General features: G+C 57.9%; 13 protein-coding genes and 4 tRNA genes. 12 read left to right on the top strand and 5 right to left on the bottom strand.

Translation table 11 applies throughout. From position 1 onward, the window contains the following. Positions 1-179 precede the first annotated feature (179 nt). The 7 genes from FQ187_RS09630 to FQ187_RS09600 all read left to right on the top strand — a co-directional run bounded on the left by FQ187_RS09630 (position 180) and on the right by FQ187_RS09600 (position 7,993). The gene (locus tag FQ187_RS09630) at positions 180-704 is read left to right on the top strand and encodes a DUF2059 domain-containing protein (RefSeq protein WP_149629281.1); all 525 of its coding nucleotides are present in this window, start codon (positions 180-182) and stop codon (positions 702-704) included. A gap of 12 nt (positions 705-716) precedes the next feature. After that, positions 717-1,016 (top strand): BolA family transcriptional regulator, encoded by a 300-nt coding sequence (locus tag FQ187_RS09625; protein ID WP_008151216.1) that lies wholly within the window; start codon positions 717-719, stop codon positions 1,014-1,016. A 102-nt stretch (positions 1,017-1,118) separates the two neighbouring features. Continuing rightward, positions 1,119-2,060: a rhodanese-related sulfurtransferase gene (locus FQ187_RS09620; RefSeq protein ID WP_149629280.1), complete on the top strand. Its 942-nt coding sequence runs from the start codon at positions 1,119-1,121 to the stop codon at positions 2,058-2,060. Between the two features lie 3 nt (positions 2,061-2,063). After that, positions 2,064-2,702 (top strand): DsbA family protein, encoded by a 639-nt coding sequence (locus tag FQ187_RS09615; protein ID WP_149629279.1) that lies wholly within the window; start codon positions 2,064-2,066, stop codon positions 2,700-2,702. Continuing rightward, positions 2,695-4,512 (top strand): ABC transporter ATP-binding protein, encoded by a 1,818-nt coding sequence (locus tag FQ187_RS09610; RefSeq protein WP_149629278.1) that lies wholly within the window; start codon positions 2,695-2,697, stop codon positions 4,510-4,512. Before FQ187_RS09615 ends, FQ187_RS09610 begins: the two co-directional genes overlap by 8 nt. A gap of 181 nt (positions 4,513-4,693) precedes the next feature. Further along, positions 4,694-7,153, top strand: a complete 2,460-nt coding sequence (locus FQ187_RS09605) for an EAL domain-containing protein (RefSeq protein ID WP_149629277.1) — start codon at positions 4,694-4,696, stop codon at positions 7,151-7,153. Between the two features lie 78 nt (positions 7,154-7,231). Continuing rightward, the gene (locus tag FQ187_RS09600; RefSeq protein WP_371925530.1) at positions 7,232-7,993 is read left to right on the top strand and encodes a TenA family transcriptional regulator; all 762 of its coding nucleotides are present in this window, start codon (positions 7,232-7,234) and stop codon (positions 7,991-7,993) included. Between the two features lie 85 nt (positions 7,994-8,078). Here FQ187_RS09600 and sugE read toward each other — a convergent pair whose 3' ends face one another. From sugE to rdgC, 3 genes are all read right to left on the bottom strand, one after another. Further along, entirely contained in the window at positions 8,079-8,393 is a 315-nt protein-coding gene (gene sugE / locus FQ187_RS09595; RefSeq protein ID WP_008151200.1) for a quaternary ammonium compound efflux SMR transporter SugE, read from the bottom strand. Between the two features lie 119 nt (positions 8,394-8,512). Next, entirely contained in the window at positions 8,513-9,478 is a 966-nt protein-coding gene (locus tag FQ187_RS09590; protein ID WP_149629275.1) for a bile acid:sodium symporter family protein, read from the bottom strand. A gap of 151 nt (positions 9,479-9,629) precedes the next feature. Then, the gene (gene rdgC, locus FQ187_RS09585) at positions 9,630-10,550 is read right to left on the bottom strand and encodes a recombination-associated protein RdgC (protein WP_149629274.1); all 921 of its coding nucleotides are present in this window, start codon (positions 10,548-10,550) and stop codon (positions 9,630-9,632) included. A 160-nt stretch (positions 10,551-10,710) separates the two neighbouring features. Here rdgC and FQ187_RS09580 point away from each other — a divergent pair. The 5 genes from FQ187_RS09580 to FQ187_RS09560 all read left to right on the top strand — a co-directional run bounded on the left by FQ187_RS09580 (position 10,711) and on the right by FQ187_RS09560 (position 12,824). Then, positions 10,711-10,786, top strand: a tRNA-Val gene (locus tag FQ187_RS09580). Between the two features lie 19 nt (positions 10,787-10,805). After that, a tRNA-Asp gene (locus tag FQ187_RS09575) sits at positions 10,806-10,882 on the top strand. A gap of 187 nt (positions 10,883-11,069) precedes the next feature. Then, positions 11,070-11,145 (top strand) — tRNA-Val (locus tag FQ187_RS09570). An 18-nt stretch (positions 11,146-11,163) separates the two neighbouring features. Beyond that, positions 11,164-11,240: transfer RNA gene (locus FQ187_RS09565), tRNA-Asp, on the top strand. Between the two features lie 210 nt (positions 11,241-11,450). Next, positions 11,451-12,824 (top strand): hypothetical protein, encoded by a 1,374-nt coding sequence (locus tag FQ187_RS09560; RefSeq protein ID WP_178122695.1) that lies wholly within the window; start codon positions 11,451-11,453, stop codon positions 12,822-12,824. On the opposite strand, the gene FQ187_RS09555 is transcribed toward FQ187_RS09560, so the two are convergent. Then, a complete protein-coding gene (locus FQ187_RS09555; RefSeq protein ID WP_149629272.1) occupies positions 12,825-13,955 on the bottom strand; it encodes a catalase family protein in 1,131 nt (376 codons plus the stop codon). Next, positions 13,952-15,760, bottom strand: coding sequence for a di-heme-cytochrome C peroxidase (locus tag FQ187_RS09550; RefSeq protein ID WP_149629271.1), 1,809 nt, complete (start codon positions 15,758-15,760; stop codon positions 13,952-13,954). Before FQ187_RS09550 ends, FQ187_RS09555 begins: the two co-directional genes overlap by 4 nt. Between the last annotated feature and the right edge of the window lie 88 nt (positions 15,761-15,848).

Below are 15,848 nucleotides of genomic sequence, written 5' to 3'. Positions count from 1 at the left end.
GTAGGTCTGATAGCGCAGTTTAGGCTGTGATCGCCGGCCGTGGTTCCATCAGTCTGGAATTTGACCGTTCAACCCCTTTAAATCAGGCCCGACAAGGCTTGGGGTTGAGCGACACACTTTTTTAGGCGCAGAATGGATGCCCTTGGGGTTTTACCTCGCCTGCTAGAAAAGGAAACTCGATGACTCGTCTTCGTGCCATCTGTACCGCGGTTGCACTGGTTTGCGCCAGCGGCCCTGTTTTTGCCGATACCGCCAGCCACAACGCCAGTGCCGAAGCTTTCCTGACCCTGGCGCACGCTGACAAATTGGGCACTCCGGTGTACATGCAAGTGCAGCAAATGTTCGCTCAGCGCTTTGAACAAACCAAAGCCCCTGCGTCGAAAAAAGCCTTGCTGGAAACCTACCAGGCCAAAGCCAACGCCGCGCTGGACCAAGCCATTGGCTGGAACAAGCTGAAGCCGGACATGGTTAAGCTCTACACCACAAACTTCAGCGAATCCGAGCTGAAAGATCTGGTCGCGTTCTACCAGTCGCCACTGGGCAAGAAAGTCCTGGAAAAAATGCCGCAGCTGACTCAGCAATCGGCCCAGATGACTCAAGCCAAGCTGGAAAGCGCCGTGCCTGTGGTCAACAAACTGCTGGCTGACATGACGGCCGAGCTGGAGCCTAAAGGCGCCGCTGCTCCAGCCAAGAAAAAGCCTTAAGCGGAGTTCGGTATGACCATGCAACAACGCATCGAATCGACGCTGGGCCTGTTGCAGCCGCAGCATCTGCAAGTGCTGGATGAAAGCCACATGCACAGCCGTGGGTTGCAGACTCACTTCAAGGCCGTGGTGGTCAGCCAGCAGTTCGAAGGGCTCAACCGCGTCAAGCGTCACCAGAAAGTCTACGGCACGCTCGGCGAGCTGATGGGCGAGTTCCATGCGTTGGCGCTGCATACCTACACGCCAGAAGAATGGGCACAGATCGACGCGGCTCCGGCCTCGCCGACCTGTGCTGGCGGCAGCAAGCATTAAGCATCGGTTTTTTGCTAGAATCCGCAACGCGCCGCTCACCCGGCGCGTTTTTTTTCGCATCCGGTTCACCCCTTACGAGGGTAGCCACCTGGAGAATCACCCATGACACAACAGATTGTCGTGGCGGCACTGTATAAGTTCGTCACCCTGGAAGATTACGTCGCCCTGCGCGAGCCGCTGCTGCAAGCGATGGTCGACAACGGCATCAAAGGCACCCTGCTGATCGCCGAAGAAGGCATCAACGGCACCGTGTCCGGCAGCCGCGAAGGCATTGACGGGCTGATGGCCTGGCTCAAGAACGACCCACGCATGGACGACATCGACCACAAAGAGTCGTACTGCGATGACCAGCCGTTCTATCGCACCAAAGTCAAACTCAAGAAAGAAATCGTTACCCTCGGCGTCGAAGGCGTGGACCCGAACAAGAAGGTCGGCACCTACGTCGATCCAGAGAACTGGAACGCGCTGATCAACGATCCACAAGTGCTGTTGATCGACACCCGCAACGACTACGAAGTCGCGATCGGCACTTTCGAAGGCGCCATCGACCCGAAGACCACCAGTTTTCGCGAGTTCCCCGACTACATCAAAGCCAACTTCGACCCGGCCGTGCACAAGAAAGTCGCGATGTTCTGCACCGGCGGCATTCGTTGTGAAAAGGCGTCGAGCTACATGCTCAGCCAGGGATTCGACGAGGTCTATCACCTCAAGGGCGGCATTCTGAAGTACCTCGAAGAGGTGCCGCTGGAAGAAACCAAATGGCAGGGCGACTGCTTCGTGTTCGACAACCGTGTGACTGTGCGCCACGACCTCAGCGAAGGCGACTACGATCAATGTCATGCCTGTCGTACACCGATCAGCGCCTCCGACCGCACATCCGAGCACTACGTGGCCGGCATCAGTTGCCCGCATTGCTGGGATAAGCTGAGCGAGAAGACCCGTCGCAGTGCCATCGACCGGCAAAAGCAGATCGAACTGGCCAAGGCTCGCAACCTGCCTCACCCGATCGGCTACAACTACAAGCAAACTCCTTCCGAGGCTTGAACCATGTCTGTGCAACGCCTGCTCTATGTGATGGACCCGATGTGTTCCTGGTGCTGGGGCTTCGCGCCGGTGGCCAACGCGCTGGTCGAGCAGGCGCAAGCAGCGGGGGTGGACGTGCACCTGGTGGTGGGCGGTCTGCGTACCGGCAGCGGTTCCGCGCTGGAGCCGACCACCCGGCGCTACATCCTTGAGCATTGGCAGGCGGTCACCGAGGCGACTGGCCAACCGTTCAAGCTGGAAGGCGCATTGCCCGACGGTTTTGTCTACGACACCGAACCTGCCTGTCGGGCGCTGGTGACCGCGCGCAACCTGGCGCCGGATTGCGCGTGGAAACTGCTCGGGCTGATTCAGCACGCGTTTTACGCCGAAGGTCGCGACGTCACTCACGCCAGTGTTCTGGTTGAGCTGGCGGAGCAGGCCGGTTTGCCGCGCATCGAGTTCGCCGCCGCGTTCGACCGTGCCGATCAGCACGCTGCGACGGCGGCCGATTTCACTTGGGTCCAGGACCTGGGCATTGCCGGTTTCCCTACCTTGCTGGCTGAGCGTGATGGTCAATTGGCGCTGTTGACCAATGGCTATCAGCCGCTCAGCGTATTGTCTCCGTTGCTCGGCCGCTGGCTGGAGCGCGCTGCCTGTGCATGATTCGCCCGACGACGCGCCACCTGCTTCGCGTGTCGACCGTCTGAGCTGGGCGGAAATCCGTCGCCTGGCGCTGCATCACAAGAAATCCCTTTGGATCGCCAACGGCGTGGCGGTGTTGGCAACCCTGTGTAGCGTACCAATTCCCTTGCTCCTGCCGTTGCTGGTGGACGAAGTGCTACTGGGCCACGGCGACGCCGCGCTGAAGATCATGAACCACGCGCTGCCCGACGACTGGCAAAAAGCGGCGGGCTACATCGGCCTGATGCTGCTGGTGACTTTGTTGCTACGCTGTGGCGCCTTGTTCTTCAACGTGGTTCAGGCAAAGTTGTTTGCGGCACTGGCCAAAGACATCGTGTATCGCATTCGCACACGGCTGATCGAACGGCTCAAGCGCATTTCCCTGGGCGAATACGAAAGCCTGGGCAGCGGCACGGTCACCACGCACCTAGTCACCGACCTGGACACCGTGGACAAATTCGTCGGCGAAACCCTCAGTCGCTTCCTCGTGGCCATGCTGACGCTGGTCGGCACCGCGAGCATTCTTATCTGGATGCACTGGAAGCTGGCGCTGCTGATCATGCTGTTCAACCCACTGGTGATCTACGCCACGGTACTGCTGGGCAAACGGGTCAAACACCTGAAGAAACTCGAGAACGACAGCACCTCGCGCTTCACCCAGGCGCTGACCGAAACCCTCGACTCCATTCAGGAAGTGCGCGCCGGTAACCGTCAGGGTTTTTTCCTCGGTCGCTTGGGGCAGCGAGCCCGGGAAGTGCGCGATTACGCGGTGAACTCGCAGTGGAAAACCGATGCCTCGAACCGTGCCAGCGGCTTGCTGTTCCAGTTCGGCATCGATATTTTCCGTGCGGCGGCGATGCTCACCGTGCTGTTTTCCGACCTGTCCATCGGCCAGATGCTGGCGGTGTTCAGCTACCTGTGGTTCATGATCGGTCCGGTGGAACAGCTGCTGAATCTGCAGTACGCCTATTACGCGGCCGGCGGCGCACTTTCGCGGATCAACGAGTTGCTGGCCCGGGCCGATGAGCCTGAATACCCGGGCGGTGTCGACCCGTTCAACGGTCGCGAAACCGTTGGCATCGAAGTCCAGGGATTGAGTTTCGGTTACGGCGACGAGCTGGTGTTGAACCAGATGAACCTGTCGATCGTCCCCGGCGAAAAAGTCGCGATTGTCGGCGCCAGCGGTGGTGGCAAAAGTACCTTGGTGCAGTTGCTGCTGGGCCTGTACACGCCGCTCGCCGGGACGATCCGCTTCGGCGGCTCGACCCAGCAAGAGATCGGCCTGGAAACCGTGCGGGAGAACGTCGCCGTGGTCCTGCAACATCCGGCGCTGTTCAACGACACCATTCGCGCCAACCTGACCATGGGCCGCGAACGCAGCGACGAAGCCTGCTGGCAGGCTTTGGAGATTGCTCAGCTGCACCACACGGTTCGTGAGTTGCCCAATGGCCTGGACAGCATCGTCGGACGTTCCGGCGTGCGCTTGTCCGGCGGCCAGCGTCAACGCCTGGCGATTGCGCGGATGGTCCTGGCCGAGCCCAAGGTGGTGATCCTCGACGAAGCCACCTCAGCGCTGGATGCCGCCACCGAATACAACCTGCACCAGGCGTTGGCGCGGTTCTTGAGCAACCGCACCACGCTGATCATTGCGCACCGTTTGTCCGCGGTGAAGCAGGCTGATCGGGTGCTGGTGTTTGATGGCGGGCAAATTGCCGAAGATGGTGACCATCAGCAGTTGATTGCTGATGGGGGGTTGTACGCCAAGCTTTATGGGCATTTGCAGCAGCACTAGCCAATGCGCACTGAGCTGTTGTTCGCTTTGTTTGTCTGCCGGGCTCCAAAAAAACAGCGACTTATAGACACTTCCCCGCAACGGTAGTGGGTACTCGCTTGCCGGGATCAAGAACGCACCCTAGTCTAGCTGTAGCGATCACGTTGGATGATGATCTGGCAGTGCTAAAACAAGGGACCTCATGAATCAAGCGCGGACTCTCGGAACGCCACGGTTGTTAGGCATCGTCTGGCCATTTATTGCCGTCGTGTTATTTCAAGCCTTGCTGGGCGGTGTCAGCCTGTATGTTCTGTCGGCGGTTCGCGGCTACGTTGCCGGTGAAAGCCTGTGGTCCAAAGGCCAAAAAGACGCCATCTATTACCTCAATCTCTACGCCGACAACCGCGACGAGACGATTTTCCTCAAATACCAGAACGCCATTGCCGTACCGCAGGGGGGCCACGAGTTGCGTGTGGCGCTGGATCATCGGCCACCTAATATCGAAGCGGCGCGGGTGGCGATCCTCAAGGGAGGTAACCACCCGGATGACGTCTCCAGTGTGATCTGGCTTTACCTCAATTTCCGGCACTTCAGTTACCTCGAAAAAGCTATCGACCTTTGGACGGTGGGCGACGCGTATCTGGTGCAACTCGATGACGTTGCGAAGGAAATGCATCAGCACATACCTGTCAATCAGGCCGCCGAGGCTGACATCAAGCGCTGGAAAGACCAGATATTCGCCATCAACGAGGGTGTGACACCGGCGGCGAAAGCCTTCAGCGATGCCTTGGGCGAAGGTTCACGGGTGATCCTGCGGCTGCTGCTGGTGACCAACCTCGCCACCGCTCTGGGCTTGATTGCGCTGGCCTTGATGCGCACCCACAAACTGCTCAAGCACCGCAATGCGTTCGCCGAGGCCCTGCAGTTGGAGAAGGACCGGGCGCAGATCACCCTGCAATCGATTGGCGATGGCGTGATCACCACGAATGTCGACGGCGCGATCGCCTACATGAACCCGGCCGCCGAGGCGCTGACCCACTGGAAGGCCGAGCAGGCGACGGGTTTGCCGCTGGCGGCGCTGTTCAATCTGCTGGACGAGAGCGCTCAGGCCGATGGCTTCACGTTGATCGAGCACATTTTGAGCGGACAACTCAGTGGAGGCAGCGAACACTCAAAACTGATCCAGCGCCTGGATGGCAGCACGGTTTCGGTCACCCTGGTCGGTGCGCCGATCCGCAATGCCGGCAAGGTCAGCGGTACCGTGCTGGTATTGCACGACATGACCCAGGAGCGGCAATACATTGCCAATCTGTCCTGGCAGGCGACCCATGACGCCTTGACCGGGCTCGCCAACCGCCGCGAGTTCGAATATCGCCTGGAACAGGCGCTGCACATCCTGGCGCGGCAGTCGGGGCGCCATGCCTTGATGTTCCTCGATCTGGATCAGTTCAAACTGGTCAACGATACCTGCGGCCATGCGGCGGGCGACGAGTTGCTGCGGCATATCTGCGCTCTGTTGCAATCCGGTTTGCGCGAAGGCGATACCCTGGCCCGCCTGGGTGGCGACGAGTTTGGCATCCTGCTGGAGAACTGCGCTCCGGAAGCCGCTGAGAAAATCGCTGAAAGTCTGCGTCAGACCGTGCAGAACCTGCACTTCGTCTGGAAAGGCCGACCGTTCGTGACCACTGTGAGCATCGGACTGGTTCACGTCACTCAGAATCCGACCACTCTCGAAGCCTCGCTGCGTGCTGCTGATATGGCTTGCTACATGGCAAAGGAGAAAGGCCGTAATCGGGTTCAGGTCTATCACGCCGACGATTCGGAGCTGTCCCTGCGCTTCGGTGAGATGGCTTGGGTGCAACGCTTGCACATGGCGCTGGAAGAAGACCGCTTCTGTCTGTATGCCCAGGAAATCGCACCCCTTGGACATATAGAAAAGGGCGGTGGACATATCGAAATTCTGTTGCGCCTGCATGACGAAGCCGGACGGATGATTCTGCCCGACAGCTTTATTCCGGCTGCCGAACGTTATGGTCTGATGACGTCCCTTGACCGCTGGGTTGTGCAGAACGTTTTCAAAATTATTGCCCAATGCATAGCCGAACAGCACAAAGGACCATTGGCCATGTGTGCGATTAATCTGTCAGGCACAACTATCGGAGATGAGGCGTTTCTGCACTTCCTGCGTGAACAGTTTGTTACTTACTCCATACCGCCTGAAATGATTTGTTTTGAAATCACTGAAACCAGTGCTATTTCCAATCTCGGAAGTGCAATCAGATTTATTAATGAACTCAAAGGCTTAGGTTGCCATTTTTCACTGGATGACTTTTGCGCCGGAATGTCCTCATTCGCCTACTTGAAACATTTACCTGTAGACTTCCTGAAGATCGACGGGAGTTTCGTAAAGGACATGCTGGACGACCCGATTAACCGCGCCATGGTCGAAGTGATCAATCACATCGGTCATGTTATGGGTAAGCGTACGATTGCCGAGTTTGTTGAAACACCCCAGATCGAGCAGGCATTGCTGGAAATCGGGGTGGATTACGCTCAAGGGTATGTTATTGAACGCCCGCATTTGTTTACCTGCGACAGTTTACAAAGTCGTCCAGCCAGGCCTCAGCCTTTGTTATTCAAGGCGCCTGGCACGTTCCGTTGAAATCTCTTGCTGATCCTTATAATCACAATCAAAAGGAGCTCGACAGTGATCGACACATTTAACCGAACCGGACCACTCATGGAAGCTGCAAGTTATCCCGACTGGGCTCAACGCCTGATCCAGGATTGCAGCGAGAGCAAACGCCGGGTTGTCGAACACGAACTGTATCAGCGTCTGCGTGATAACAAACTCAGTGCAAAGACCATGCGCCAGTACCTGATTGGTGGCTGGCCGGTAGTCGAACAGTTCGCGTTATATATGGCACAGAACCTGACCAAGACTCGCTTTGCCCGCCATCCAGGTGAAGACATGGCGCGTCGCTGGTTGATGCGTAACATTCGCGTCGAGTTGAACCATGCCGATTACTGGGTGCACTGGAGCCGTGCTCATGGTGTCAGCCTGGAAGATCTGCAAGCGCAAAAGGTTGCCCCTGAACTTCACGCCTTGAGCCACTGGTGCTGGCACACCAGTTCAGCGGATTCGCTGATCGTTGCCGTCGCTGCCACCAACTACGCCATTGAAGGTGCGACCGGCGAGTGGTCGGCGCTGGTCTGTTCCAGTGGCGTCTACGCGGCCTCATTCCCGGAGGAAGATCGCAAGCGGGCCATGAAGTGGTTAAAAATGCATGCCCAGTACGACGATGCCCATCCGTGGGAAGCGCTGGAAATCATCTGCACGCTGGCGGGTATGAACCCAAGTAAATCCCTGCAAGTGGAATTGCGTCAGGCCGTCTGCAAGAGCTACGACTATATGTTCCTGTTCCTGGAGCGTTGCATGCAGCTTGAGCATGCGGAAAAGGCTCCTGTCGTGCGTGAACGCATGGCGCTGGCCGAGAGCTGATCGGTTAATACGCGCCATTGAAAAAGCCCGCTCCCCTTGTCTGTATCGATGGGGGAGCGGGCTTTTTCGTAATGGCAGCAAACAGTCAGGCGCTGATCTTCAGCCCGACCAGCCCGGAAATGATCAATGCCACGCTGGCCAGTCTGAACAGTGCCATGGATTCACCGAACAGAATGATCCCGGCGATCACCGTCCCGACGGCACCGACACCCGTCCAGATTGCATAGGCCGTGCCCAGCGGCAATTCCTTCATGGCAAGGCCCAGCAAGCCAAGGCTGATGGCCATGGCGGCAACGGTCAATGCGGTGGGGAGAGGGCGGCTGAAGCCATCGGTGTATTTCAGGCCGACGGCCCAGCCAACTTCGAACAGGCCGGCGAAAAACAGAATGATCCAGGACATGAAAGACCTCCATCGATTGACGGGGTCGTCCCCAGATTAATGACTCGATCGAGCCGCGAGGTCGTCCTCGCGTTTTGCAATAGAGTGCCCATCATTAACCCGGGGATCAAGTTTTCGGATCAGTCGATAGCCTGCTGCGCCGCAGTTTCCCGATCTTCTTTCTCGCTCATCCGGCGGAAATACGTCGAGAGCAGCGCACCAGAGATGTTGTGCCAGACGCTGAACAACGCACTCGGCACCGCCGCCAGTGGTGAGAAGTGCGCACTGGCCAGGGCCGCACCCAACCCGGAGTTCTGCATGCCGACTTCCAGCGCCAGGGATTTACGCTGGGCCAGTGGCAATTTGAACAGCCTTGCGGTGAAGTATCCCAGCAAATAGCCAAAGCTGTTGTGCAGCATCACCACGGCCATGATCAGCAGGCCGGATTCGGCAATCTTCGCCTGGCTGGCGGCCACCACGGCTGTGACGATAATGACGATGCTCACCACCGAGATCAGTGGCAGCACCTCCACCGCGTGGCGAACCCGATCACCCAGCAGGCGCTGGGCAACCACGCCAAGCACGATCGGCAACAGCACCACTTGCAGGATCGACCAGAACAGCTCCATGAACGACACCGGCAACCAGGCTGAGGCCAGCAGCCAGATCAGCGCCGGGGTCAGCAGCGGGGCGAGGAGGGTGGTGACAGCGGCGATGGCCACCGACAGCGCCAGATCGCCGCGAGCCAGCCAGGTCATCACGTTCGACGAGGTGCCGCTAGGGCAGCAGCCGACCAGGATGACGCCGACAGCGATCTCCGGCGGCAAGTGGAAAGCCTGGCAAAGCAACCACGCCACACCGGGCATGATCACGAAATGCGCAACCACGCCCAGGGCCACGCGCCATGGATGGCGAGCGACTTCGGCGAAGTCTTCGAGTTTGAGGGTCAGGCCCATGCCGAACATCACCAGGCCCAACAGCGGCACGATCGCGCCCTTCAGGCCGATGAACCAGGTCGGTTGCAGGAACGCCACGAAGGCGAAAATCAGTACCCAATAAGCGAAGGTGTTGCCGACAAAACGACTCAAAGCAGCCAGTGCACGCATGGCCTGATCCTTGTTATTCGTATTCGAAAATTACGCAGGCCCAATGTGGGAGCGGGCTTGCTCGCGAAGGCGTCCTGACAGTCAACATCATCGCTGAATGTCAGTCCCTATTCGCGAGCAAGCCCGCTCCCACATTAGCAATCACCAGCCTTTAGATCCCCTGCGGAGTCTCTTCGCCGCCCAACGCTTCAACCAGCGCCGGCAGGAAGTCGCCGAAGGTCAGCATCATCAGGGTGAAGCTGGCGTCCAGTTGGCCGAGGGCTTCTTCGCCACCGTCCTGTTCCGCCTGGTCTTGCAGCAGGTCTTCGAACTTCAGGCGCTTGACCACCATCTTGTCGTCAAGAACGAAAGACAGCTTGTCTTGCCAGGCCAGCGACAGCTGAGTGACCACTTTGCCGGTGCTCAGGTGCAGCTGGATTTCTTCGCTGGTCAGGTCCTGGCGCTTGCAACGCACGATGCCGCCGTCTTCGTGGGTATCACGCAGCTCGCACTCGTCCAGCACGAAGAAATCGTCCGCGGCTTTCTGGGTGGTGACCCATTCAGTCATGGTCGCGGTAGGGGACATCTTCACGGTCAGCGGACGTACCGGCAGCGTGCCGATGACTTCACGCAGGGTGGACAACAGGTCTTCAGCACGTTTCGGGCTGGCCGAGTTAACCAGGATCAGGCCCTGTTTCGGCGCGATAGCAGCGAAAGTCGACGAACGACGAATAAAGGCGCGCGGCAGGAAGGCCTGGATGATTTCATCCTTGATCTGATCGCGTTCCTTTTTGTAGACCTTGCGCATTTGTTCGGCTTCGATCTCTTCGACCTTTTCCTTCACCGCGTCTCGCACGACGCTGCCCGGCAGAATGCGTTCTTCTTTACGGGCGGCGATCAGCAGGAAGTCGCCACTGATGTGCGCCAGCGGAGCCTCTTCGCCCTTGCCGAATGGCGCGACGAAACCGTAAGTGGTCAACTCCTGGCTTGCACATGGACGCGCCAGTTTGGTGGCCAGTGCAATTTCCAACGCCTCGGCATCAAAAGGCAGATCTTGGGTCAGGCGATAGATAAGCAGGTTTTTGAACCACATGGGGCGAGTCTCTCCTTTATACAAAGGGGGGCATTATTCTCTTCGTAGCGCCATAGGCCAACCCTTCTCTAAGCCTTTGGAAGGCCTGAAAAAATTAATTAAAAAAGTGCTTGCCAGAGATGTGGTCGCTCCGTAGAATGCGCGCCACACCGAAAGTGAAGGGTGATTAGCTCAGCTGGGAGAGCGTCTGCCTTACAAGCAGAATGTCGGCGGTTCGATCCCGTCATCACCCACCATTCGCTTCCAGTGTTACGCGCAGCGGTAGTTCAGTCGGTTAGAATACCGGCCTGTCACGCCGGGGGTCGCGGGTTCGAGTCCCGTCCGCTGCGCCATATTCGGTTATCTGGAACGCTGAACGCCAGGTCACCACGGAAAAGCCCGCTAACGCGGGTTTTTTTCTGTCTGTAGTTCCTGCAGGGTGTATCGTTTTACGGGATTTCAGATTTTTTGATAAATTTATCAATTAAATCAACATGTTATGAAAAACTGTGGCACAATGCGCCCCGCAGCGAAGGTAAAGGGTGATTAGCTCAGCTGGGAGAGCGTCTGCCTTACAAGCAGAATGTCGGCGGTTCGATCCCGTCATCACCCACCACTACTTTCAAAGTTTCGCGCAGCGGTAGTTCAGTCGGTTAGAATACCGGCCTGTCACGCCGGGGGTCGCGGGTTCGAGTCCCGTCCGCTGCGCCATATTCGGTCACCTGGAGCGCTGAACGCCAGGTCACCACAGAAAGCCCGCTTAATGCGGGCTTTTTGCTGTCTGGGGTTTAGTGATTCTGCGTTGAGTGGATATAACTATGTAGTGCCTGACAGGCACGCAGCTTTCGGACAATGGGCAACGTTCTCCATGACAAACTCCTGTCATGGAGCAAGTTCATTGTCTACCGAGAGCCTGTAATCATGAAGTCCAACCCTTCCGACGTTGATGTTCTGTCTCCCTCTACCGGCTCGATCCTTACGCCGAATCCGGCTTTCGTAACCTGCGATGACGCCGCTGCCTTTTTGCACGAATCGCTGCAAGGCCAACGAGGCGCCGAGTTCTCCGGGTTTATCCTCAAAAACGAGGAAGGTCACTTCTTTTGTGCCGCCGAGGCGATGTACTCCGATGAAACTACTGACGCACAAGTAAGCCCGAACTTTGCGTTAGCCGTATCCGTGAATGTAAAGGGTGAGCTGGAGGTTCCGAACGGATACATCATCGAAGCGCGCATGCTTTCCCATGCCGACAAGTTCAGAGGTCTGGAGGAAAGCAACGTAGAGTGGATCCAGCGAAAGCTGTTCTTTTCGGTTCCCGACTTGTTCGAAGTGATGACCCGGCGTCGAAAATTCTCCAGGTGTTATTTGTCTGGAAGTGATGGCGGCCTGATCTCTTACACCTCAAAGGACTCACAGTTCGAGCAGGAGTTGTCACGCGAGCTTGGGAGAAAGCCCGATGGCAGACTTCAATCCTTCGAGAGCTTGTATGAAAGAGGTGCAGTGCCAGGCAGCATTCTGATTTTGTTGGCTGTGGCAGCCGGTGAGGTCGTCACGGTGGTACCAGGTAGTCTTTGGAGGATAAGGGGCAAGCTGAAAGCCAGCTGGAGGAAGGACATATTGCAGCAAAATCCGCTGATCGGTCTGATGCCGGTCTGTGGGCCGATCCTCAAGGATGCCAGGGAAGTCGCTCGGTATCTTCATACGAAAATGCAAAAGCTATCGTCCACACAGCAGCAGGTCGGCATCGTTCTCAAGCATAAAACGCAGGAAATTTTTGTCGTCACCGTTCCTGTTGCAAGCGATTACGCCACGTTCAATCGGGAAGTTCTCTTTCCGAAGGATCACCACGGTAATCCACTGCTCCCGGAAACATTTCGCGTTCACGGTTTCTACCACTCGATGAATCCGGTCCCGGTAAACCGACTGCCCTCCACAGATGTCGAGCTTTATAAAAACTTCTTCTCTCCCGCGGACATGCGAGTCGGTCTTGGCCGGGTTGCCGTTGCGCCTCATCATCGCCTGTTTCTATGCACGCCCGATGGGGCGGTATTACGTTTTGCCAAACCGGAGTCCGAGAAAGTAATGGAGCTGAGGGCGAAGCTGGATCTGTATACCAATGGTCAGCAAGACATAGAGCAGAAAATAGTGAGGGGTGACATAAGTCCGAGGGCGTTCGTCGATTGGGTGGCGGCTGCCGGGGCCTTGGGTGTCCTTTATACGAGTAAGGTCTGGCCACGGGCCGGTAAGGTTAGCGTTCCCGATACCGTCGTGGCCGTCGATCCGGAGGCGATGCAGTGATTACTCAGCATTACGGCTGTGCCGGTAATCGCTCACCGCTTCATACACGGCTTTGCGCAACCGGTTGATGCCGCCAACGGGGCGATGAGCCTCAAGGCCAAACCACGGGTTGAACGACTGGTTATCGCATTGCACGTTCAGCGCAGGCGTATCGAAGTCCTGGGCGGGTACTTTGATTCGCGCCACGGTCTCGAACAGGGCATCGCTTTCCTGCCACTCAATGCTCGTGTCTTCTATCGGCATGTACTTGGCCGGGTCCTGGCGCTGTATCTGCAGGACGAAACAGGCCGGCATCCGGTCGGTCGACAGTTGCTGGTTCAGCGCATTGCGCAGGAAGTTCGGCAGCTTCTGGTTTTGCGCGGGCAAGCTGTAGGTCAGGCAGCTTTTCAGATCGGGCATGACACGGAACTTGGCATTGGCTTCGCCGAATTTGTAGGGCGAAACCGAAAAGTAAGTTGTCTGGGTCGGGCTTTCCGGGGCGGGTGAAAGTGTCGCCAGCGCGATAAACAGATGGCGAACCTGCCAGGTCCGTGGGTTCCAACCCGGAAAGAACGCCGTCAGCTTCTTGCCGTCAGCCTGTGCGGCTACGTTCTGACGGTACTCGGCGACATCACTGACGAAGAAATTCGGATGGCTGAACATCACGAAGTCCTGTTCACCGCGACTCTGTTGATCATGCAGCAGTTGTTTACCGGGCACATCGAGCAACTTGATCGCCATGCCCCGTGCATCGCGGATGCTGTCGAACTGCGGGTAGGCATTGCCGTTGGACAGCCGCATCGTCGCTTGCCAGGTTTTGCCGGGTTCGCTGAACACACCCTGACGCAGTTCGCCCGCCAGATCCGGCAGCACCTGAACCTCGGCCTTCACGCAGCCATGGGCCTTGGCATGGGCGTCGCGCAGGTAGCGGGTGCTTTCACGGTGCTGATCGACGATGCGCACGGCCGTCTGGATGATGTCTTGGGTCATCGCGGATTCGCCATCCGGAATCAGTTCTTCAGCCGAAACCGGGCCGCTGTGCTGCCAGGCGAACCACGCCGTGGCCAGCGCCCAACCGAGCAATCCAAGGCCCAGCAACCACAGCAGGGTTTTGCCGAGAAAAGCGCCAAAACGCATCCAGAGTCTGCTCATGGCAATTGTGCCTCCAATGGACCGCCCAACACTTTCAGATACTCCAGTAGCGCCCAGCGCTCTTCCGGTTGCAGCAGGCGACCGATGACGCCGTTGCCACGCTTGCCTGCCCGGAATTCATGGCCGCTGTTGTGATTGCCGGTGATGCGCGTGTCGAACAAAAATCCATTGGTGAAAGCCTCGGTGCGATAGCCGAGGTGACTCGGGTCGTACTCGAAAGTGCCCTTGTAGAAGGTGGTTGCACGTTCATCCTGGGGCGAGAGCAGCTGATAAATGCTCGGCACCGAACCGTTATGCAGAAACGGTGCGGTCGCCCAGACTCCCGCTAGTGGTCGCGCCTTATAGGCGCGCAATTCGCGCACGCCAATCGGCAGGCTGAAGCCATCCATGTCCGGTCGTTCGGCGGTAGGAATGTTTGCTTCACGGTAGGCCCGGTTTCCGACGAAAGCGGTGACGTAGGCCAACCCTTTGGCCGATGAGAGCTTGCTCAAATCCAGCGATTCAGTGGGCGTCGGCTGCAATTGCACATCCAGTTGTGCCAGCTCTGCCGGGTCCCATTTCAAGGCTGTGAGGTCGAAGCGATGGTCGGCGATGTTATTGGCCGCGCCCGGGTCTGTGCCGATGAACTCCACGGGCAGCATTTTCAAATGTTGCACCCAGCGCCCGTCGCTTTGGACCGATCGAGGTACATGGCAGCCGGCGCAGTTCTCGGTGAATAATACGCGACCTTTTGCTGCCTGGGTTTTGTCGATGGCGCCCAGCAGTTCTTCCGGCCACGCAGGTGGTTTAAGCCGTTGCAGGGTTTGTTCGATCAGGTGCAGGTCGCGCAAGCGGACACTGGACGGATAGCGAGCGTCACCTTTGAGCGGTTGGCCGTTAGCGTCGAAAAAATTCAGCGTGGCGCCCACACCCAAGGCCTCGCCGATGTTGCGTGCCATCGGTTGCTGCGCCGAACCGTTCCACTGCACCCAGTCGAAGGTCCACATGTCCCACAGTTGCGGATAGTCGACCGGAGCGTTGGCCACACGGTAGTTGGCGGGGGAAATCGCATCGCCGAAACTGGCGTTGGCAATGCGCCCGAAAGCGTCGGTGCGGCCGGGGCCTTCTTCAGTGGGATAGAGCCCGCGATGGGTGTCGTTCCAGGCCACCTTCAAGAAGGTATCGAGAGAGACTTTGAAGTCTTTGCGCAGTTGTTGATGCCGGGCATCGTAGTCCTGGCCCAATACGTTGCGTGCGAAACGTTCGAATTTCCACGGGTTGTAGTAAGTCGACGTCAGACTCGCTACCAGCGCTTGTCCGAAACTGCCGCCGCGCAACGTAGGAACGCTGGATGGCAGAACGTGTTGCGCCGAACCGCCATCGATGCGCACGGCCTGGCCGTTAAAGCGCAGTTCGCCGGTGTGGCAGGCAGCGCAGGTAATGTCCAGAAACTCGTCCTGGCTTCCAGGGTTTTGATGACGGGCAAAACCCACGGGCAGATTGCCGGGGTTGTTCGGTGTGGGGCTCTGGCTGGGGTCGATCAGAAAACCGAAGCGGGCGAGGTATTCGGGAGCGGCGAATCGCTGTTGCGAGAACGGCAATTCGAGGGCCTTGAACCAGTCATAGCGCAAGCCTTTGACCTGAGTGCCTTGGGGCGTGAAGTAGTAAATCTCGCGGTCGGCGGCGCTCCATTGCTCCAGGTAGTGCACCTGCTGCACAGGTGACCAGGCCGGCAGTTTCGGGTTGGCAACGTAGTACAGAACCAGGGCGAGGCCCAACCCCAGCAGGAGTGCGAGCAGAACCAGCAAGCGGAAGAAGAGGCGCAAGATAAACGTCCTTGTCGATTTATAGCTCCCTTATGCCTTAGTACCTGAAGTGCGGCAAGTGGCCATTACGCCAGAAGCTGGGGCTCTG

The sequence above is a fragment of the Pseudomonas sp. ANT_J28 genome (assembly GCF_008370005.1).
GTDB classification, from domain to species: Bacteria; Pseudomonadota; Gammaproteobacteria; order Pseudomonadales; family Pseudomonadaceae; genus Aquipseudomonas; species Aquipseudomonas frigoris.
Note: the sequence above shows the minus strand (reverse complement) of the source record. Positions and strands in the feature narration are given on the sequence as shown.

What these genes read in the sequence shown, in the direction of transcription:
- FQ187_RS09630 (WP_149629281.1), top strand. Translation starts at nt 180, where the DNA reads ATGACTCGTCTTCGTGCCATCTGTACCGCGGTTGCACTGGTTTGCGCC.
- sugE (WP_008151200.1), bottom strand. Translation starts at nt 8,393, where the DNA reads ATGTCCTGGATCATTCTGTTTTTCGCCGGCCTGTTCGAAGTTGGCTGG.
- FQ187_RS09600 (WP_371925530.1), top strand. Translation starts at nt 7,232, where the DNA reads ATGGAAGCTGCAAGTTATCCCGACTGGGCTCAACGCCTGATCCAGGAT.
- FQ187_RS09620 (WP_149629280.1), top strand. Translation starts at nt 1,119, where the DNA reads ATGACACAACAGATTGTCGTGGCGGCACTGTATAAGTTCGTCACCCTG.
- FQ187_RS09615 (WP_149629279.1), top strand. Translation starts at nt 2,064, where the DNA reads ATGTCTGTGCAACGCCTGCTCTATGTGATGGACCCGATGTGTTCCTGG.
- rdgC (WP_149629274.1), bottom strand. Translation starts at nt 10,550, where the DNA reads ATGTGGTTCAAAAACCTGCTTATCTATCGCCTGACCCAAGATCTGCCT.
- FQ187_RS09560 (WP_178122695.1), top strand. Translation starts at nt 11,451, where the DNA reads ATGAAGTCCAACCCTTCCGACGTTGATGTTCTGTCTCCCTCTACCGGC.
- FQ187_RS09590 (WP_149629275.1), bottom strand. Translation starts at nt 9,478, where the DNA reads ATGCGTGCACTGGCTGCTTTGAGTCGTTTTGTCGGCAACACCTTCGCT.
- FQ187_RS09605 (WP_149629277.1), top strand. Translation starts at nt 4,694, where the DNA reads ATGAATCAAGCGCGGACTCTCGGAACGCCACGGTTGTTAGGCATCGTC.
- FQ187_RS09555 (WP_149629272.1), bottom strand. Translation starts at nt 13,955, where the DNA reads ATGAGCAGACTCTGGATGCGTTTTGGCGCTTTTCTCGGCAAAACCCTG.
- FQ187_RS09625 (WP_008151216.1), top strand. Translation starts at nt 717, where the DNA reads ATGACCATGCAACAACGCATCGAATCGACGCTGGGCCTGTTGCAGCCG.